Below are 18,830 nucleotides of genomic sequence, written 5' to 3' on the forward strand. Positions count from 1 at the left end.
TGAGCGGGTGCATCAGATGCTGCCCGACCTGCCGTCCAATGCCCAGGAAGCGATCCGGCGCAGCCAGGAACAAGAAGATCGAATCCGCGGCGAGAACCGCGCTCACGCCGCGGATGTCGCGGACCGGCGTCGAGACGACCGGGTCTGGCAAGACGCGCCCACCGAGGTACTCCCGCGCGTCTGACGCTTGACCGGCCGCAATCCCCGAGGGGAGGATTGCGGCCGGTTATCTATCGTGGATAGATTTGGGTGACGGTCGCCGGCCGTCTAGTCGATTGGAGGCAGGCCACTCATGACCATCGATCCCCGCACGCCCGTCCTCGTCGGTGGCGGCCAGGTGACCGCTCGCGACGGCGGCGTCGAACCGTTTGAGCTCCTCGCCCGCGCGGCGCGCGAGGCAGCTGCCGAGGCCGGGTCGTCGCGCATCCTGGAACTCGTCGACTCCATTCGGGTGGTCGGCCTGCTCTCGTGGCGCTACCGCGACCCCGGAGCCCTGGTCGCCGAACGGATCGGAGCGCATCCGCGGCACACCGGATACACCGGGAACGGCGGCAGTACGCCTCAGGTACTGGTCAACGGTGCGGCCGAGGACATCGCCGCCGGCCGCGCAGATGTCATCCTCATCGGCGGCGCCGAGGCCTGGCGCACACGCATGAAACTGCGCGCGCAGGGCGAACGGCCGGCGTGGACGCGACAGGACGACGCGGTCCCGTCAGCGCCCATCATCGTGCCGGACGTGCCCATGGAGGCCGACAGCGAACGGCGGATCGGGCTCGACCGGCCGTCCTTCGTCTACCCGTTGTTCGAGCAGGCGCTGCGCATCGCAGCGGGTAGGAGTATCGCCGACCACGAGAAGCTGCTGGGTGAGCTGTGGTCGTCGTTCAGTGCGGTTGCCGCGGACAATCCCCACGCCTGGACCCGGCGACAGTACGCGCCGGAGGAGATCACGACCCCGACCGATGTCAACCGCCTGATCTCGTCTCCCTACCCGAAGTTGCTGAACTCCAACAACATGGTCGACCAGGGTGCAGCGTTGCTGATGTGCTCCGTCGAGACCGCGCAGCACTTGGGGGTTCCCGCGTCGTCGTGGGTTTTCCCGCACAGCGGAACCGAATCCAGGGACACCGACGCCGTCGCGGCTCGTCCCGCCCTGGACGGTTCGGCGCCGATCCGGATCGGCGCGGCCCGGGCGCTCGAACTCGCCGGCGTCGGGATCGCCGACATCGAGCACCTCGACATCTACTCGTGTTTCCCCTCGGCCGTGCAGGTCGCCGCCGCCGAGATCGGGGTGCCCATCGATGATCCCGATCGTCGGCTCACATGCACCGGCGGGCTCACCTTCGCGGGCGGCCCGTGGAACAACTACAGCACGCACGCGATCGCCGCGGTGGCCACCCGGCTCCGCGAAGCGCCCGGCACATTCGGAATGGTCACCGCGAACAGTGGGTACCTGACGAAGCACGCCTTCGGGGTGTATTCGACCGACCCGCCCGCGGCCGGCTTCCGCCGGCACGACGTCACCGAAGCGGTCGAGCGGGCATGGGTGGACGCCGAGCCGCCGGTCGGGGTCATCGATTCCCACGAGGGTGTCGCCGAACTCGAGACCTGGACCGTGGCGTACGACCGCGCCGGATCCCCCGAGCGAGCTTTTGTCGCAGGGCGCGTTCGGGGCGGTGGTCGCACCCTGGCGGTGGTCACCGACCCCGACGACCTCGGTGTCCTGGCGAGCACGGAGGCGCAGGGGCGACGCGTGCGCATCGCCGCTGACGGCTCCGCACATCTCGATTGACGCCATATAACTAAAGCCGTAAGGTTTATGACGATGACGACGGACAGTGATCCGGCGGTGAGGAGAGATACGATGAGCGAACTGGACGACTTCCGGACGCGTTACGAGCGGCACGTCGGCCATGTGGTCGAGGGGGACATGAAAGCCGCGGTGGCCGAGATGATCCAGGAGAACATCCCGGCCGTCTTCGACGGCGTCGACGTCCCGCGCGGCGCGGTGGACGGGCACCGGATCGTCGGTGTCCGGGCCGACGGTGACCGCATGATCGGGGAAACCGTCTACACCACGGAAGGTCGCGAGATCGGCCTCCGGTCCATCTGGGACCGTCGGGATGGCGAGTGGCTGGCGGGAGCTCTGGAGAACTTCACACCCGAGTCGGTGCGATGACGACTGTCGACGTCCCGTGGGGGCCCACCGCCGACGGGCTGGACCGGCCGTACTGGGACGGGCTGGCCGAGAAAGAACTGCGCCTCCAGCGCTGCCGGAGCTGTTCGACCTGGATCTGGAGCCCGCAGTCGGTGTGCGGGAGCTGCCACTCGCTCGACTTAGGCTGGGAGGCCGTCGAACCAGTGGGCACGATCTACAGCTGGAGCCGAAGCTGGTACCCGTACATCGAAGAGTTGGCCGATCGGCTCCCGTACGTCAGCGTGCTCGTCGAACTGGACAATGCGGGTGATCGGCGCGTGCTGGGGCTGCTGACCGACGACCCCGAACACACCCCGCGTATCGGCGAACGCGTCGTCGGCGTCTTCGAGGAACGCGACGGTGAGCCGTGGCCGCTTCTCCGCTGGCGGCGGGCCGAGTCGAACGACGGAGGGCGCAGATGAGCAACGGAATTCGCGGTGGTGCCGCAGTGGTCGGCGTCTCCGAGACGCACTACAAGCGCGGTCAGTCGCCGTTCACCGAACAGCAGATGACGATCCGGGCGATCCTCGACGCCTGCACCGACGCGGGGGTGTCACCCCGGGAGATCGACGGATTTGTTTCGTACGCAGGCGGTTCCAACGACGGGCCGATCCTCGGCGCGGCACTGATGATCGACGAGCTCCGGTGGTCGAACATGATGTGGGGTGGCGGTGGCGGAAGCGTGGCGGCCGCGATCACCAATGCGGCCGTCGCCATCGCATCGGGCCAGGCCCAGTGCGTCGTCGTGTACCGGGCGATGTCCCAGGCCGACACAGGTCGACTCGGATACGCCAAGTACCACTACGGATCTCACTTCCTCGCCCACGGTGTCGGGTCGCCGGCCCAGATCTGCGCCATGCGCACCCAGCGCATGCTGGAGCACGACGGTGTGCCCCGCTCGGCGATGCGTTCGCTCGTGCTGGCGGCGTATCAGCACGCGCAGCAGAACCCGACCGCGCAGGGTCACGGCAAGCCGCTCGACGAGGAGACCTACGAGTCCTCGCGGCTGATCGCCGAACCCTTTCATCTCTACGACTGTTCGCGGGAGAGCGACGGCGCCGTCGCGCTGGTCCTCGTCGGAGCCGACCGCGCGCGGGATCTGCGTCGGGACCCGGCGTTCGTGCTGGCGGGTGCGCAAGGCGCGCCGGGCGGCTTCTGTGAACGGGTCGACAACGACGCGCAGTATTCGACGGCCGGGTTCGGTCCGGCGAATAACGGAAAACCCGGTGTCGCCGAGCGACTTTGGGCGTCGGCCGGGCTGGGGCCGGACGATGTCGACGTGGTCCAGGTGTACGAGAACTTCAGCGGTCCGGCGGTCGCCGCGCTGATCGATCACCGGTTGTGCCCGCCCGGTGAGGCGGCCGGCACCGTGATGACGGTCGACAATCTGACCGCGCCCCACGGGAAGCTGCCGGTGAACACCAGCGGCGGCAACCTGGCGGATTCGTTCATCAACGGATTGAATCTGGCGGTGGAAGCAGTCCGTCAGATTCGCGGTACGTCCACCAACCAGGTTTCCGACGCTCGGACATCGTTGTTCATCGGCGGACCGATGGCACCGCTCGTGAGCTCGGTGCTGTTCGGCCACACCGACACCGTGTAGCAACGGCCGCAGGCACCTCCGACACCAAATCTGACCGGGAGTAGACATGTTCGAGCGAAACGACCTGTTCATCGGTGGGCAGTGGACACCGACCGAGTCGGGCACCGGTTTCGACGTCATCGAGGCGGCCACCGAGAAGCCGCTGGGCAGAAGCGCGTTGGCCGGCCCGGCCGACATCGATCGTGCGGTCGCCGCCGCGCGGTCGGCGCTGTCGGGACCATGGCGGGCGATGGGACCGGGCGAGCGGGCCGATGTCCTCGACCGGTTCGCCGCCGCACTGACGGCACGTGCGCGCGACACCGCCCAGCTGGTCACCCGCGAGAACGGCATGCCCATCGCACTGTCCAAGTCGGTCAACGGATATGGCCCGGCAGCGATGCTCTCGTACTACGCGAACCTGATCCGCGCCGCCGACACCGAGGACGTGCGTCCGAGCGCGTTCGGTGGACGCACCGTCGTCCGTCGTGAGCCGGTCGGCGTGGTCGCGGCGATCACCCCATGGAACTATCCGCAGCCGCTGGCCGCGATGAAGATCGCGCCGGCGCTTGCCGCGGGTTGCACGATCGTGCTCAAACCCGCACCGGAGACGGCCCTGGATGCATTTGTGTTCGCCGACGCGGCGCAGGAGGCCGGACTTCCCGACGGAGTGCTCAACATCGTCCCGGCCGAGCGCGACGCCGGGGCGTACCTGGTAGAGCACCCCGGCGTCGACAAGGTGGCCTTCACCGGCTCGACCGCCGCCGGTCGGGCGATCGGCGAGGTGTGCGGTCGGCTCCTGAGACCGGTGACCCTGGAACTCGGTGGTAAGTCGGCGGCGATCGTGGCCGAGGACGCCGATCTCGAGGAATTCAGCAGGCATCTGCTCGACGTCTCGCTGGTGAACAACGGCCAGACGTGCCACGCCAGCACCCGAATCCTCGCTCCCCGTGCCCGGTTCGACGACGTCGTGGAAGCGGTCACCGAGACCGTCCGCGCGCTTCGCGTCGGCGACCCGCTGGACAAGGCCACGGCAATCGGGCCGCTGGTCAGCGCGACGCAACGCGATCGGGTGCTCGGTCACGTCGAGTCCGGCCGGGCTGCGGGGTATCGGATCACGACCGGCGGCGGTGTCCCGGCCGATCAGGCGCATGGTTGGTTCGTCGAACCGACGGTGTTCGCCGGCGTCGAGAACTCCGCGTCGATCGCCCAGGAGGAGATCTTCGGGCCGGTCCTCACCATCACCGAGTACACCGATGAGGACGACGCGATCCGCATCGCCAACGACTCCGCGTACGGACTCGGCGGCACGGTGTGGACGACCGACGAAGCACGCGGACTCGACATCGCCGACCGGATTCACACCGGGACGGTGGGCGTCAACCACTACGCGCTCGATCTCGCCGCACCGTTCGGGGGCGTCAAGGCGTCGGGTCTCGGGCGTGAACTCGGCCCCGAGGGCCTGGCACCGTATCTGTCCGCCAAATCGGTCTACTTCGCCACGCGATGACCGTCGACGGCGAGGCAGAGAGCCGGTCGGATGCCGGTGGCGAGAATCTCGAGAGGAGTGACGTGAGCGATCTACCCCTGTCGGACGTCCGGGTCGTCGACGTGACCGACGGACTCGGCGAGTCGTGCGGCCGGTTCCTCGCGGACCTGGGTGCAGACGTCGTGCGCGTCGAACGTCCGGGAGGATCGCGGTCGCGCCGTGCCGAGCCGATCGAGGCCGGGCTGAGCATCCCGTTCGCCCTCAACAACGCGAACAAGAGCGTCGTCGTCCTCGATCTCGGATCAGATTCCGGGCGTGAGAGTTTCGGTGATCTGGTCGCCGGTGCCGACATTCTCATCCACTCCTTGTCCGACGAGACCGGTGTCGACCCATCGGACCTCACTGCGGCGAATCCGGCACTCGTCGTCGTCACCGTCAGTGGATTCGGCCGGACGGGCCCGTACCGGGACTGGGTCGCCACCGAGTCGGTGATCTATGCGATGAGCGGTGTGCTGTCGCGGTCCGGTGAGCCGGGTCGCGAGCCGCTGCTCCCACCGTCTGGGCTCGTCGAACAGTCGGTGGGTGTGCACGCCGCGTGGTCTGCGCTGCTCGCGTATTTCGACCGGGTCCGAACCGGCGCCGGACAGCTGGTGGACATCTCCGCGTTCGAGTCGGTGGTGCACGGCTTCGACCCCGGCTTCGGCGTCCAGGGATCGGCGGCCGCGGGCCGGCGCGACGACTTCCCGCGTGATCGGCCCGATGCCGCGAACTTCTACCCCGTCCTGCGTTGCGCGGACGGCCAGGTGCGGATCTGCCTGCTGGCCAAGCGTCAGTGGCGTGCCATGTTCGCCTGGCTGGGCGAGCCCGCCGAGTTCGCGGACCCGGCGTTCGACACCATCCCGGCCCGATTCGCCGCGGCAGACCGTTTGCATCCGTTGATCGAGCAGCTGTTCGCCGATCGCACACGCGACGAGCTGGTTGCCGAAGGCGCGGCCCGGGGCATCCCGATCGGCGGTGTCCTCCGCATCGGTGAGGTACTCGGCAACGACCATTTCAGCGTCGCCGGGACCCTCGTCGACGCCGAGATCGGTCCGGACATCCGTGCTCGGATCCCATCCGGATATGCGCGGATCGGCGGGCGGCGAGCGGGATTCCGGCATCGTGCGCCCGACGCGGACGTCGCGCACCCGCCCTCGTGGCCGGTACGGCCCGGCGCGCGGCGGCCGTCGGTCGAACCCGCACCGCCCGGTGGGCAGCCGTTCGCCGGGCTGCGGGTGCTCGACCTCGGTGTCGTCGTCTTCGGCGCCGAACTCGGCAGGCAGTTCGCCGATCACGGTGCCGACGTCATCAAGGTCGAGAATCGTGAGTACCCTGATGGTCTGCGTCAGTCGAAGAGACCGAACACGCTCTCGCCGTCGGTCGCCTGGGGTCACCGCAACCGTAGGTCGCTGGGGTTGAACCTGCGGGCCGCAGAAGGAAAGGACCTCTTCCGCCGCCTCGCCGCCGAGGCCGACGTGGTCCTCGCCAACTTCAAGCCCGGCACCCTCGGTGCGATGGGCATCGGCTACGACGAACTCCGCGCGGTGAATCCGCGGATCATCGTCGCCGAGGGAAGTGCCTTCGGCAGCGTCGGTCCGTGGAACACCAGGCTCGGCTACGGACCACTGGTCCGTGCCGCGTGCGGGGTGTCGTCGCTGTGGCGCTACTCCGACGACGATGCCGGCCTGTGTGACGGTTCCACCGTGTATCCCGATCACATCGGCGCTCAGGTCAGTGCCGTGTCGGTGCTCGCGGCGCTCATCGCCCGGGCAGCTCACGGACGCGGCACCGACATCGAGATCGCCCAGGCCGATGCCGCGCTCGTCGCACTCGGCGGGCAGCTCGCGCGCGAGTCGCTCGCGCCGGGATCGGTGAGGGCGGAGGGCAACACCGACCCGTTCGCTGCACCGTCGGGCGTATACCCCTGTGCCGGCGATGACGAGTGGGTCGTGGTGTCGGTCCTCGACGACCGTGACTGGCGAAGCCTGACAGCGGTCATCGGACGTGAGGACCTCGCCGACGATCCTCGATTCGCCCTGCGGGACAACCGTGTCGAGAACCGCGCCGAGGCGGACAAGGTACTCGCGGGGTGGCTTGCCGAGCGTACGCCGACCGAGGCGATGACCTTGCTGCAGGACGCGGGCGTGCCGGCGGGCGCGATGCTCCGACTCCCCGAACTGCTCACCGACCCACATCTTCTCGATCGCGATGCGTACACCCGGCTCGAACACCCCTTGCTCCCGGCGTCGCTGCCGACGGCGGTGCGGGTCGCCCGATTCGGATCGATCCCCGATGCACCGCTGCGCCCGGCCCCGCAACCCGGGGCCGACACGTACGAGATCGCGGTCGGGATCCTGGGACTGACCGACGACGACTACAGCCGGCTCGTCGACGACGGAGTCCTCCAGCCCGCTTGACAGGAGTGCACAGTGATCACCTACGAATGGCGCCCGGAGCTCACCGGCGCGGATCTCGACGAAGTTCTCCAACTCGTCCGCGACGCAGCGGAATACGATGAAGAGGCTGGATTTTCGTCCATCGACCCGGATAGCGTCCGAGAGGTCGGTACCGGCGCCGGAACCGGCCGTGCCGGCACCGTCGCCCACCTGCCGATCAAGGCTCGACGCGACCTCAGCCCGCTCGAGGATGTCCCGATGGTCATCGTCGCCTACCTCCATCTGTCGGTCGATGCCGACGGCGTGGGCACGGTGTCCTACGTCGTGCACCCCGACTACCGTTCGCGCGGCATCACGACCCTGCTGGTGGAGGAGGTCGGACTGGATGTGGCCGGGGGAGAGGGATGGGAACGTACCGGAGCCGATGCGCTTCGATGTTGGGCATATGCCACCCATCCGGCATCGGGAAGGCTGACACGACGATTCGGCATTCCCGCGGTGAGCAGGCAGTGGACCCTCGCCCGGCACCTGGCGGGACCGTTCGCACTCCCTCTCGACGAGACCGATGCGCCGGATGGAGTGACCGTCGGCGTATCGCGCGAACTCGTCGCTGACGATCCCGCGATCGCGCAGGTGGTGGCGGCCGCACATCTGCCCGAACGTCACCACGACCGCGTATCCGCCGACCTCCGCCGTGGTGGCGGGACCGTCCTCGACGCACGGGACGAGAACGGTGACGTCCTCGGATTCGTGTGGTTCACCACCGAGTACCGGATGCACCTCGACCTACGAACTGCACGCGTCCATGCACTCGTCCTGACGGACAAGGCACGTGGTCTCGGCCTCGGGGCGACGCTGCTGACCGCGGCGCTGGCGCTGCAACGTGATGCCGGGATTCAGGTCTCTCAGTTGCGCATCGATCCAGACGATCCCGGTGCGGTCCGGATGTGCCGCCTGCTCGCCTTCGAACAAGAGGACGTGCACTCCTGCTATCAGGTCGGCGCGAGTACGAGTCCGCCACCGGCGTTCCGGTGACAACCGTTCGTGTCGGTCGACAACTGCTGTGACGATGGGAAGTCCGAATGAGTGAGGGTCTGACGGCCACCGAGTTCGCAGGCGATGCCAAGCTGCGGGTCGCCGCGAAACAGGTGGAGGCCGAAGGGGTCGTGTCGCTCACGCTGGTCGATCCAGACGGAAAGCCGCTGCCCTCATGGGAACCCGGCGCGCACCTCGATCTCATCCTGGGTGACGATCTGATCCGTCAGTATTCGCTGTGTGGCGATGTGAACGACCGGGACCGACTGCGGGTCGCTGTGCTGCGTGAGCCCGCCGGCCGGGGTGGTTCGTCGCGCGTTCACGATGAACTGGCGGTGGGGGATCTGGTCGCGGTCAAGGGGCCGCGCAACAACTTTCCGCTCGTGGATGCGCCGGCGTACCTCTTCGTCGCGGGTGGGATCGGTATCACCCCGCTGAAGCCGATGATCGCCGAGGTGGACGGGCGGGGTGCGGAGTGGACGCTGCTGTACGGCGGCCGGACCTCGTCCGGCATGGCGTTCGGAGACGTTCTCGCGCAGAGTCATCCGCAACGGGTGGGGTTGCGGCCCCAGGACGAGTACGGACTACTGGATCTCGACCGGGCGATCGCCGGCGTCCCGGCCGGAACGGCAGTGTACTGCTGCGGGCCCGAACCGCTCCTCTCCGCGATCGAGGAAGCCTGCCGCATCCGACCCGACATCGAGCTCCACGTCGAACGATTCGCGCCCAAGACCACTCTGCAGGACAATGATTCGACCGGTGGCCCCTTCGACGTCGTCCTCGACCGCAGTGGGCGGACGGTCACGGTGTCTCCTGGCGATACGGTTCTCGACGCCCTGCTCGACGACGGTCTCGATGTGGACTTCTCGTGCCGTGAGGGTACCTGTGGCACCTGTGAACAAGTCGTTCTCGAGGGTGTGCCCGACCACCGCGACTCGGTGCTGTCCGAGGACGAGCAGGCCTCGAACGACTGCATGATGGTCTGCGTGTCACGCAGTCGGACACCGAGACTGGTTCTCGATCTGTGATCACCGAGCGGGCCGTTCGCGGTGCCCGCTCGTCCCTCGTCATCCCGCTACGGCGGGTTCCACGTCCGGTGCCGGCAGGTCGTGATCGCGGATGATCCCGTGCAGAAAACTGCGCACGATGGCCTCGAACAGCTGGCGCTGAGTGAGTTCGTTGCTCGACAGGGCTTGCGCCAGAAGAGGTTGCGACTCCGCGGAGACATTCGGGAAGATCGCAGACTTGGAGCGTGGCGGTCGCATCGCTTCCATCAGGACCGCGCCGATCGACAAGGTCTCCATGCCGTCGAGGATGCGCACGTGCAGGTCCACGGGCACGCCTGAATCGAGTAGGAACTGCGCGGTGTCCTCGTAGGTCGATGTGAACAGATCACGCGGGAGATGTTGTAGCAGGACCGGGGCCGCATTGCGGTGACGCAGGATCGACTGCCGGAAGTTCAGCGCCAGCGCCACGAAGAACTCCGGCCAGTCGGGCCCGGGGTTCATCCGTGGTCGCCGGACCGCGGTACCCGCGATGTAGCGGGCGACCTCGGTGAGGATCTCGTTCTTGTCGTCGAAGTGATGATAGAGCGAGGGTGCGCGGACCCCGAGGTGTTTGGCGAGCCGCGGCAGGCTGAACGCGTCGAGTCCCTCGGAGTCGATGATCTCGATGGACGCCATCACGGCCGCCTTACGACTGATCAACGGCTTGGACGGCCGTGCCATGTCCCACCTCTCGACGCTGCCTGAACGGACCTAACAAGCGTAGTTTCACCGGCGATGGATGTCCATGTGGGCGTGCCGGTTCGATGATCCGACACAGCGAGCAGTGCGGTCGTCAGGACGTGCGGCTGTGATCCACGATCGCAATCGGGCATCGCGTGTGATGCTGGGCAGCGCGTGCCACCGAGCCGGCCCAGGCGGCAAAGGTGCTCCCCGCGCGCGGGCGGGTGACGACGAGCAGCGACGCCTGCGGGACCGCCTCGCTGACGGCGCGGGACGGATTGCCGTTGACCAGCTGCAGCGTCGTGTCGCAGTCGGGGAAGCGGCGGCGCCAGGGTTCGAGCAGCGCGTCGGCCTGCGCGTAGACGGACTCGATCTGTGCGGGCGGGGCCGCCTCGGGGATCGCGCACACGACCGCCACCGGGCTCCCGGTGACACCGGCGTACTCGAACGCGGCCGCGAGCGCGAGGTCGGAGGGTGCGTCGGCGTCGATCGCGGCGACGACCGGACCGCCGGCTGCGAGATTGCCGTAGGGAACTGTCACGACCGGGCAGTGCGACCGCGCCGAGAGCGCGGAACTGATGCTCCCGGTGGTGAGACGTTCGATGAGACCGGGCCGATGGTGGCCGAGGACCATCAGGTCGACCTGACCCGACACCCGCGTGAGAAGCGGGATGGCGAAGTCGTGCTCGATGACGGGGTCGATGCGCAGACCGGGATGCTGGGCGCCGAGTCGGGCAGCCATCGAGGACAGGTGGGTGACCGCCGCACGCCGCGTCGCGGTGACGTCGAAGTCGAACTCGAATTCGCTGAGGGGTTGCAGCGCTGCGGCGGCCGCGAATCCGTGGATCAGCAGGAGGCGGTCCCCGACGCGGGCCGAGGCGGCCGCCCAGCGGGCGGCCGCCTCGGATTCGGGGCTCAGATCCACCCCGACGGCGATGGTCTTCATCGCGCGTGGGTGGTGTCGCCCGTCCGCGTGTCGACGTGCGCGACCCGCGTCGCGCCGTCGCGCTCCGCGGCGAGGGCCATCGGTGCGGGTGCCGCGGCGTCGGCTTCGGCAACCTCCTGCGCACGGCGCTCCTCGTCGCTGCTCATCGTCTTGAGTGCCACTTCCTTGATGAGCACGATCGCGATGAAGCTCAGAGCTGCCATGACCGCCGCGACCAGGAAGATCCGTGCCGTGCCGTCGCCGTACGCGCCGCGGACGATGGCTGCGATCGGAGCCGGCAGTTCGTTCAGGTTGGCCAGGCCGGCGCCGCCGCCACCGGTCTGTCCGGACCCGATGCCCAGGGCCCCGAGGCCCTTCGCGATGAGGTCGGTGACGTGATTGGACAGGATCGCACCCAGCACCGAGACGCCGGCGGCACCGCCGAGTGAGCGGAAGAAGGTGACGGTCGAGGTCGCCGCGCCGAGGTTGTCCGGGGTGACGTTGTTCTGGACCGCGAGAACGAGGTTCTGCATCGTCATGCCCATACCGCAGCCCAAGACGAACAGGTAGGCGCCGACCAGGACCATGTCGGTGTGCGCGTCGATGGTCGCGAGCAGGCCGAAGCCGACCGTCATCATCGCGGCACCGGCGACGAGGAATCGCTTCCACCGTCCGTACCGGGTGATGAGATTGCCCGAGATCGTCGCCGAGACCATCGACCCGATGACCATCGGCAGCGTCAGCAGACCGGCCGCGGTGGGCGAGTAGCCACGTGCGATCTGGAAGTACTGACCGAGGAACACCGCGCCGCCGAACAGGGCGACGCCGACGCCGATGCTGGCGAGCGTGGCGAGGGCGGTGGTGCGGTCACGGAAGATGTGCAGCGGGATGATCGGGCTCGACACCTTCGACTCGACGAAGACGGCTGCGGCGAGGAGGACGACACCGAGCGCGACGAGTCCGTAAGAGGTCAGCGACGCCCAGTCGAAGCTCTTGCCTGCCAGGGTGACCCAGATGAGCAGGGTGCTCACGCCGGAAGCGATGAGTACCGCGCCGCCGTAGTCGATACTGACCCTTTTGCGGACGACGGGGACGTTCAGGGTGCGCTGGATGACGACGAGCGCGATGACCGCGAGCGGCACGCAGACATAGAAGGTCCAGCGCCAGCCGAGCCAGCTGGTGTCGACGATGACGCCGCCGATGAGCGGACCCGCGACGGTCGCGACCGACATGACCGCGGCCATCGGACCCTGGTACCGACCGCGCTCGCGCGGACTGAACATGGTGGCGACCACGATGACGACCAGGGCTTGCAGGCCTCCCAGGCCGAGGCCCTGGATGACGCGGAAACCGATCAGCATCTCGACCGACGTCGACAGACCCGCGAGTACGGAACCCAGCGTGAACAGGAACAGCGCGCCCTGCACCAGGATCTTCTTGCTGACCAGGTCGGCGAACTTGCCCCAGATGGGCGTGGTTGCCGTGGACGCGAGCAGTGTCGCGGTGATGACCCAGGTGTACTGGTCCTGGGTGCCGTGCAGGTCGGTGATGATCGTCGGCAGGGCGTTGGACACCACGGTCGACGACAGGAACGCGACGAACATGCCGAGCAGGAGGCCGATGAGGGCCTCGATCTTCTGGCGATGAGTCATCGGCACGTCGACGGCCGGCGCCACCGCAGATGCGGGTGCACTCATGAAGAAAACCTCCGGAAAAAGAAAGCTGCCCGCGACGACAGGAGACGGGCGGGAGCGAATCGGTGCGCAGGGCACACCAGATTGGTTGATTAGTGCAACTATAAAGCGTGATCGTTGCAACCAGCAACTATCGGAGGTTATTCCGAGTGTGTTCCAGGACCCACCAGGTTCCTGTCACCAGCCACATCCGTCGACTGGGCAGGAGATCTCGTTGACTGTGCGTCAGGCCGGGACAGTCGATGAAAAAGCCTGCACAGTCGACGGAATGTCCTGCACAGTCGAGGGTGTCGAAGTTCAGTCGAGGCGACGCTCGGCGTAGGCCTTCAGGTCGGCCACCTGCGTGGGATCGAGCGACGGCCGCACCCGGCTGCGCGCTTCGGCGACGTCGGAGGCGGTCACGGCGGCGGCATCGATGTCGCGACGCATCGCCGACAGCGCGGCCTCGCGCAGGAGTGCCGAGCAGTCCGCAGCCGAATACCCCTCGAGGTCGGTGGCCAGCTCGTCGAGGTCGACGCCGTCGAGCGGGACGTCTCGCCCGGTGGCGCGCAGGATGTCCCCGCGGGCGTCGGCGTCCGGCGGTGGCACGAAGACGAGTCGCTCGAGCCGCCCGGGTCGGAGGAGGGCCGGGTCGATGAGGTCGGGGCGGTTCGTCGCACCGAGCACGACGACATCCTGGAGCGGTTCGACACCGTCGAGTTCGGTGAGCAGTGCGGCGACCACCCGGTCGCCCACCCCGGAATCGGTGGACTGGCCGCGGCGAGGGGCCAGGGCGTCGACCTCGTCGAGGAAGATCAAGGAGGGCGCCGACTCGCGGGCCCGCGCGAACAGGTCACGCACCGCCTTCTCCGACGATCCGACCCACTTGTCCATCAGTTCGGCGCCCTTGACGGTGTGCACCGACAGCTGCCCCGATGCCGCGAGCGCGCGGACGACGAAGGTCTTGCCGCAGCCGGGCGGACCGAACAGGAGAACGCCGCGAGGCGGGTCGACGCCCAGGCGGGCGAAGGTGTCGGGATGTTGCAGCGGCCACAGGACCGCTTCGGTCAGAGCCTGTTTCGTTTCCACCATGTCGCCGACGTCGGCGAGGGTGATCGAGCCGAGCGCGACTTCGGGGGAATCCGAGCGCGACACCGGCCGGATGACCTCGAGGGCGCCGACGAGGTCTTCGGTGCGCAGCGCCGGCGCGGACTTCTCGGCACTCGCGCGGGTCGCGGCGCGCAGCGCGGCCTCGCGGGCCAGCGCGGCGAGGTCGCCGGCAACGAATCCCGGGGTGCGTGACGCGACCGAGGTGAGGTCCAGGTCGCCGTCGGTCGGGACGTTCGTCAGGATCGCCGACAACAACCGCGCACGGGTGGCGGAGTCGGGGAGTCCGATGACCAGTTCGCGGTCACAGAGCGAGGGATCGCGCAAGCGGGCGTCGAGGCGTACCGGCTCGGCGGTCGTCGCGACGAGCGCGATGCGACCGTCGGCGATTCCGGAGCGCAGTTCGTCGAGGATGAGGGCGGCGACCGGATCTGGTTCGGCGGGCAGCAACGCGTCGACGTCGGTGATCAGTAGGACCCCGCCCGTCGATCGGGTGCGGGCCACGGCGTCGGCGACCGTGCGCAGTCGGGCGTTGGCCTCGGTTGCTCCGGCGGTCGGGCCGTCGATGGTGACGAGCGTGCGGTGCGCACACACCGCGCGCACGAGGGTTGCCTTGCCACCGCCGGCCGGTCCGGTGACCAGGACGCCGAGCCGCGGCGCCGCACCGAGTGTGCGCAGCACCTCGGGCTCGTCGAGCGTGATCGACAGCCATTCGGTGAGCTTGGTGATCTGGGAGTCGACGCCGACCAGCTCCGACACCGGGCGGGCCGGAACCTCGGGCTCCCGGGCCGGTGGCGTCGCGGCGACCGGCTGCCGGCGCGACTCGGACTCCGACACCATGCCGAGGGCACCGGGGATCCGGGGTGAACCCGGCCCGGTCCGATCGCCGAGCGGCGCCACCTCGCCCGCGGTCGTCGACCACAGCACCGCGGTGTTGGTCTGCACGCTCACCGGCGCCGACACCTGGCCACCCGGGGGCGGGGCGGGGTCGGTGGCGGTGACGGTCAGCAACTCGGTGGTCCAGGTGATCCCGACCGATCGGGCCAGTGCGCGCGTGGCCTCGGTGGCGGCGAGTTCGGGACCGAGATCGCGGGGGAGCAGCGAGACGGCGTCACCGACGGACAGGACCTTTCCCAATAGCGCGCGACGCAGTGTCGACTCGGTGATCGACTGAGTGGCCAGCACGGAGCCGCTCACCACCACCCGGCTCGCGCCCTGGACCGCCACCGGCGCGAGAACGACCGCCGAGTTCTCGCGGACACCGGCATTGGAGAAGGCGATCTCGTCGAGGAGGGCCACCCCGGTCGGCGCGGAGGCCTCGGTCGCGGCCACCACCGCCGCCGTGACGCGTGCGCCGGTGATCGACACCGCGTCCCATTCGCGCAGCGACAGTGCGGTCAACACCTCGGGATGCACGCGGATGATGCCGCGCCGCGCCTCGGCCGCCGAGGGATTGTGACGCGCCGTCAGCGTGAGGGAGGCGGGTGTGCTCATTCGGGCTCGCTTTCGGTCGTCTCACCGTTCGTGCGCGCGGCGGGGACGCCTTGGCCGGTGGGGCGGTTCAGGCCCAGGCGTCCCAGCGAGTTGATGACCGGCCGGCGGCGCCGACCGCCGGGTGACGTCGCACGCAGGGCCCGCCGCTGTGCGCGACGTTCGGCCGGTTTGTCGTCCCAGTGCTCGGGCCGGGAGGCCACCCAGCGACGAGCTCGCCACGCGTACGGGATGTGCAGGACATATCCGGCGATCGCGATCATCATCAGCACGTACGGGAACGTCACCAACAGTGCGGCGGCCGCGGCGACGAGCACCAGCAGGCCGGCCACGGCGCGGGCCGGAATCGAAGCGGTCTTCAACGAGGACGTCGGGATGCGACTGACGGCCAGGAAGGCGACGAGCATCAGCCACCCGCCCACGGCCGGCAGGGAGGTCCACCAGCCATCACCGAACTGCTGTTCCAGCCCGATCGGTAGGAGCGCGCAGATCGCCGCGGCGGGCGCGGGTACACCGGCGAAGAAGTCCTTGGTGTACGCGGGTGCCTCGTCGTCGTCGAGCAGGGTGTTGAAGCGCGCGAGCCGCAACACGATCGCGCAGCAGTAGATCAGTGCGAGTACCCAGCCGAGGTCGTGGCCGTCGATGAAGTGGAAGTAGATGATCATCGCCGGGACCACGCCGAAGTTGATCGCGTCGGCCAGCGAGTCGATCTCGGCGCCGATGCGACTGGTCGCACCCATCAGGCGGGCGACCCGGCCGTCGATGCCGTCGAGGAACGCGGCAGCGACCAGGAGTGCCATCGCGGTGTCGACGTCGCCGTTGATCGCCGAACGCATCGCCGTGAGGCCCGCGCAGATCGCGAGGATCGTCAGCGAGGAGGGGATGACGATCCGGCCGGCTTGTGCCTGGCGGCGAAGACGCCGGCGCTCCGGCTCTTCACGCGGAACCGGGTGGGCCTGTGCGTGCCGACTCGCCGATCGCGCTGTCGGGGTGCGGGCGGTGCGCGAGCCGGGGCGGCGCCGCCCGGGATTCGTACCGGATGAGGTCATGTCGGTCGGGTTCACCGGGCCGGAGTTCACTGGTCCAGGTACGCGAACGGGGTCTCGCCGCCGACCGCACGCTGGCCGACCGAGACGCGGGGTCGGGTGCCGGCCGGGAAGTAGACGTCGACGCGCGACCCGAAGCGGATCAGCCCGTAGGTCTCGCCGATCGCCAGCGAGTCCCCGACCTTCGGCTCGCAGACGATACGACGCGCGATGAGACCGGCGATCTGCACGACCGCCAGCTCGGGGCCGGGGGCGCCACCCGCGGAGGTGGTGCGGATGGTCATCGTGGTGCGCTCGTTGTCGCTGCTCGCCTCGGGCAGGTCGGCGGAGACGAACGCGCCCGGCGTATGGGTCACGGTGGTCACCGTGCCCGCGATCGGCACGCGCTGGACGTGGACGTCGAAGATCGACAGGAAGGTCGAGACCCGGGGCAGCGGCTGCGTCCCGAGGCCGGACTCGGCGGGCGGAACGGCCTCGTCGACGAGGGCGATGGTCCCGTCCGCGGGTGCGACCACCACTCCGGGCTCGGTGGGCGTGACCCGCTTCGGGTGGCGGAAGAAGGCCGCGCAGGCCCCGGCGGCCAGCGCGGCCGGTCGGGCGATCCACCGGTGGCGGCGCCCCAGGAGTGCGACGGCGGCCGGTGCGGCGACGAAGGGCACGCCCGCCGGGTGGATCGGGGGGATGGTCTCTCGGGCCAGATCGAGAAAATGGGCGACACGGCCGGTGTCACCGGAGCCGTCCGGACGCGGACGTCGGGCCACGATCAACCTCCTCTGGCCTGTGTCCAGGCCGGGTACTCGGTGCGCACCGCATCGCCGGGTGCATCGGCGTCCACTCTAGAGCGCTACACCCACAGACCTCGCCGTCAGCGCAGGACCAGCACTTCCACCGACGATCCGGCATCGACGGTCTCGACGTCGGCGGGCACGTCGATCAGCGCGTCGGCCTCCGCGAGGTAGCGCAGGTGATGGGAGGCCGGTGGGCCGATCGGGTCCACCCCGACGACCCCGTCGGGGTGCGCGGTGTCGAGCACGCCGCGCAGGAACTGCCGTTTGCCGCGAGGTGAGCGGATGTCGGCACCGAGCCGGGCGGAGATCCGCTCCCGGTCGGCCGGCAGGCCCATCGCGGCGCGCAGTGCCGGCCGGATGAAGACCTCGAACGACACGAGCGCACTCACGGGGTTGCCCGGCAGCGTGATGATCGGTACCCGCGTCCCCCGTGTGGTGGGGAAGTGGCCGCAACCCTGGGGCATGCCGGGTTGCATCGCCACCTTCACGAATTCGACGGTTCCGGTCGCCGACAGGGCGTCCTTCACCACCTCGAAGGCGCCGGCGCTGACACCACCCGAGGTGATGATCAGATCGGCATCGTCGGCGACCTCGTCGAGGCGCGCGGCGAAGTCGGCGGTGTTGTCGGGCACGAAGTGCAGGTGACGGCCGACCGCGCCGGCCTCGGTGACCGCGGCGGTCAGCATGGCGCCGTTGGATTCGTAGATCTGCCCATGGCGCAGCGGCTTTCCGGGTTCGACGAGCTCTGAACCGGTCGACAGTACGACCACCCGCAGCTTACGCGCGACGGTGATCTCGGCGATGCCCAGCGCGGCCAGCAGGCCGATCTGCGGCGCGCCGATCACCGTGCCGGCCGGTAGCGCCCGGGTGCCGAGCTCGATGTCGGAGCCGCCGCGCCGGATGTGTCTGCCACTCACGGCCGGTGCCGTGAAGGTGACTGTCGGCGCCGCGGCCACCGGGCCCACCACGGCGTCGGTCAGTTCGACGGGGACCACCGCGTCGGCGCCCGCGGGCATCGGGGCGCCGGTCATGATGCGATGCGCGCTCCCCGGTTCGAGCGTGAGGTCATCGGTGCGCCCGGCGGGGATGTCCGCCGCCACCGGCAGCGTGACCGGGGATTCGGTGCTCGCGTCCGCGAGATCGGCAGCGCGCACGGCGAATCCGTCCATCGCGGAGTTGTCGAAGCCGGGCAGCGACAACGGGGCGTCGACGTCGGTCGACGTCGCGAGACCCAGGGAGTCCGGCACTGCGACCTTCGACGGTTCGGGCGCGCCGAACAATGCCGCCACGACGCGCTGGTGCTCTACGACGGTACGCATGTGCTCAGCATGCCAGGTGTCG

15 protein-coding genes and 1 pseudogene are annotated in these 18,830 nt (G+C 69.1%); 9 read left to right on the plus strand and 7 right to left on the minus strand.

Annotated features, from left to right (window positions below; genetic code table 11):
* From ACFW3F_RS20105 to ACFW3F_RS20145, 9 genes and pseudogenes are all read left to right on the plus strand, one after another.
* A pseudogene (locus ACFW3F_RS20105) lies at positions 1-184 on the plus strand (ABC transporter ATP-binding protein); the annotation flags it as partial.
* Between the two features lie 108 nt (positions 185-292).
* Positions 293-1,789, plus strand: a complete 1,497-nt coding sequence (locus ACFW3F_RS20110) for an acetyl-CoA acetyltransferase (RefSeq protein WP_388060513.1) — start codon at positions 293-295, stop codon at positions 1,787-1,789.
* 72 nt (positions 1,790-1,861) lie between these two features.
* A complete protein-coding gene (locus ACFW3F_RS20115) occupies positions 1,862-2,176 on the plus strand; it encodes a hypothetical protein (RefSeq protein WP_388060515.1) in 315 nt (104 codons plus the stop codon).
* Entirely contained in the window at positions 2,173-2,616 is a 444-nt protein-coding gene (locus tag ACFW3F_RS20120; RefSeq protein ID WP_388060517.1) for a Zn-ribbon domain-containing OB-fold protein, read from the plus strand. The genes ACFW3F_RS20115 and ACFW3F_RS20120 overlap by 4 nt, the downstream gene beginning before the upstream one ends.
* Entirely contained in the window at positions 2,613-3,797 is a 1,185-nt protein-coding gene (locus tag ACFW3F_RS20125; protein ID WP_388060519.1) for a transporter, read from the plus strand. Before ACFW3F_RS20120 ends, ACFW3F_RS20125 begins: the two co-directional genes overlap by 4 nt.
* A 46-nt stretch (positions 3,798-3,843) precedes the next feature.
* Entirely contained in the window at positions 3,844-5,283 is a 1,440-nt protein-coding gene (locus tag ACFW3F_RS20130) for an aldehyde dehydrogenase (protein WP_388060520.1), read from the plus strand.
* 62 nt (positions 5,284-5,345) lie between these two features.
* Entirely contained in the window at positions 5,346-7,718 is a 2,373-nt protein-coding gene (locus ACFW3F_RS20135; protein WP_388060522.1) for a CaiB/BaiF CoA transferase family protein, read from the plus strand.
* 12 nt (positions 7,719-7,730) lie between these two features.
* Complete coding sequence (locus tag ACFW3F_RS20140) at positions 7,731-8,732, plus strand: GNAT family N-acetyltransferase (protein ID WP_388060524.1); 1,002 nt, start codon at positions 7,731-7,733, stop codon at positions 8,730-8,732.
* 47 nt (positions 8,733-8,779) lie between these two features.
* Positions 8,780-9,760 (plus strand): PDR/VanB family oxidoreductase, encoded by a 981-nt coding sequence (locus ACFW3F_RS20145; protein WP_388060526.1) that lies wholly within the window; start codon positions 8,780-8,782, stop codon positions 9,758-9,760.
* A 39-nt stretch (positions 9,761-9,799) separates the two neighbouring features.
* Here the strand turns inward: ACFW3F_RS20145 and ACFW3F_RS20150 are convergent, their stop codons facing one another.
* From ACFW3F_RS20150 to glp, 7 genes are all read right to left on the minus strand, one after another.
* Complete coding sequence (locus ACFW3F_RS20150; protein WP_388060528.1) at positions 9,800-10,459, minus strand: TetR family transcriptional regulator; 660 nt, start codon at positions 10,457-10,459, stop codon at positions 9,800-9,802.
* A 112-nt stretch (positions 10,460-10,571) separates the two neighbouring features.
* Entirely contained in the window at positions 10,572-11,405 is an 834-nt protein-coding gene (locus ACFW3F_RS20155; protein ID WP_388060530.1) for a universal stress protein, read from the minus strand.
* Positions 11,402-13,081 carry an MDR family MFS transporter gene (locus ACFW3F_RS20160; RefSeq protein WP_388060532.1) on the minus strand — a complete coding sequence of 560 codons (1,680 nt, stop codon included), beginning with the start codon at positions 13,079-13,081 and terminating at the stop codon, positions 11,402-11,404. Before ACFW3F_RS20160 ends, ACFW3F_RS20155 begins: the two co-directional genes overlap by 4 nt.
* A 294-nt stretch (positions 13,082-13,375) precedes the next feature.
* Positions 13,376-15,658 carry an AAA family ATPase gene (locus ACFW3F_RS20165; protein ID WP_388060534.1) on the minus strand — a complete coding sequence of 761 codons (2,283 nt, stop codon included), beginning with the start codon at positions 15,656-15,658 and terminating at the stop codon, positions 13,376-13,378.
* Positions 15,655-16,704, minus strand: a complete 1,050-nt coding sequence (locus tag ACFW3F_RS20170; RefSeq protein ID WP_388060535.1) for a CDP-alcohol phosphatidyltransferase family protein — start codon at positions 16,702-16,704, stop codon at positions 15,655-15,657. The genes ACFW3F_RS20165 and ACFW3F_RS20170 overlap by 4 nt, the downstream gene beginning before the upstream one ends.
* 26 nt (positions 16,705-16,730) lie before the next feature.
* Entirely contained in the window at positions 16,731-17,462 is a 732-nt protein-coding gene (locus ACFW3F_RS20175; RefSeq protein WP_388060537.1) for a phosphatidylserine decarboxylase, read from the minus strand.
* A 104-nt stretch (positions 17,463-17,566) separates the two neighbouring features.
* Positions 17,567-18,808, minus strand: a complete 1,242-nt coding sequence (gene glp, locus ACFW3F_RS20180; protein WP_388060539.1) for a gephyrin-like molybdotransferase Glp — start codon at positions 18,806-18,808, stop codon at positions 17,567-17,569.
* Positions 18,809-18,830 lie beyond the last annotated feature (22 nt).

Source organism: Gordonia sp. NPDC058843, assembly GCF_042743165.1.
GTDB lineage: Bacteria > Actinomycetota > Actinomycetes > Mycobacteriales > Mycobacteriaceae > Gordonia.

Bases quoted from the DNA above. Each gene is read 5' to 3' on its own strand.
- ACFW3F_RS20110 (WP_388060513.1), top strand. From the start codon at position 293: ATGACCATCGATCCCCGCACGCCCGTCCTCGTCGGTGGCGGCCAGGTG.
- ACFW3F_RS20115 (WP_388060515.1), top strand. From the start codon at position 1,862: ATGAGCGAACTGGACGACTTCCGGACGCGTTACGAGCGGCACGTCGGC.
- ACFW3F_RS20120 (WP_388060517.1), top strand. From the start codon at position 2,173: ATGACGACTGTCGACGTCCCGTGGGGGCCCACCGCCGACGGGCTGGAC.
- ACFW3F_RS20125 (WP_388060519.1), top strand. From the start codon at position 2,613: ATGAGCAACGGAATTCGCGGTGGTGCCGCAGTGGTCGGCGTCTCCGAG.
- ACFW3F_RS20130 (WP_388060520.1), top strand. From the start codon at position 3,844: ATGTTCGAGCGAAACGACCTGTTCATCGGTGGGCAGTGGACACCGACC.
- ACFW3F_RS20145 (WP_388060526.1), top strand. From the start codon at position 8,780: ATGAGTGAGGGTCTGACGGCCACCGAGTTCGCAGGCGATGCCAAGCTG.
- ACFW3F_RS20150 (WP_388060528.1), bottom strand. From the start codon at position 10,459: ATGGCACGGCCGTCCAAGCCGTTGATCAGTCGTAAGGCGGCCGTGATG.
- ACFW3F_RS20155 (WP_388060530.1), bottom strand. From the start codon at position 11,405: ATGAAGACCATCGCCGTCGGGGTGGATCTGAGCCCCGAATCCGAGGCG.
- ACFW3F_RS20160 (WP_388060532.1), bottom strand. From the start codon at position 13,081: ATGAGTGCACCCGCATCTGCGGTGGCGCCGGCCGTCGACGTGCCGATG.
- ACFW3F_RS20165 (WP_388060534.1), bottom strand. From the start codon at position 15,658: ATGAGCACACCCGCCTCCCTCACGCTGACGGCGCGTCACAATCCCTCG.
- ACFW3F_RS20170 (WP_388060535.1), bottom strand. From the start codon at position 16,704: ATGACCTCATCCGGTACGAATCCCGGGCGGCGCCGCCCCGGCTCGCGC.
- glp (WP_388060539.1), bottom strand. From the start codon at position 18,808: ATGCGTACCGTCGTAGAGCACCAGCGCGTCGTGGCGGCATTGTTCGGC.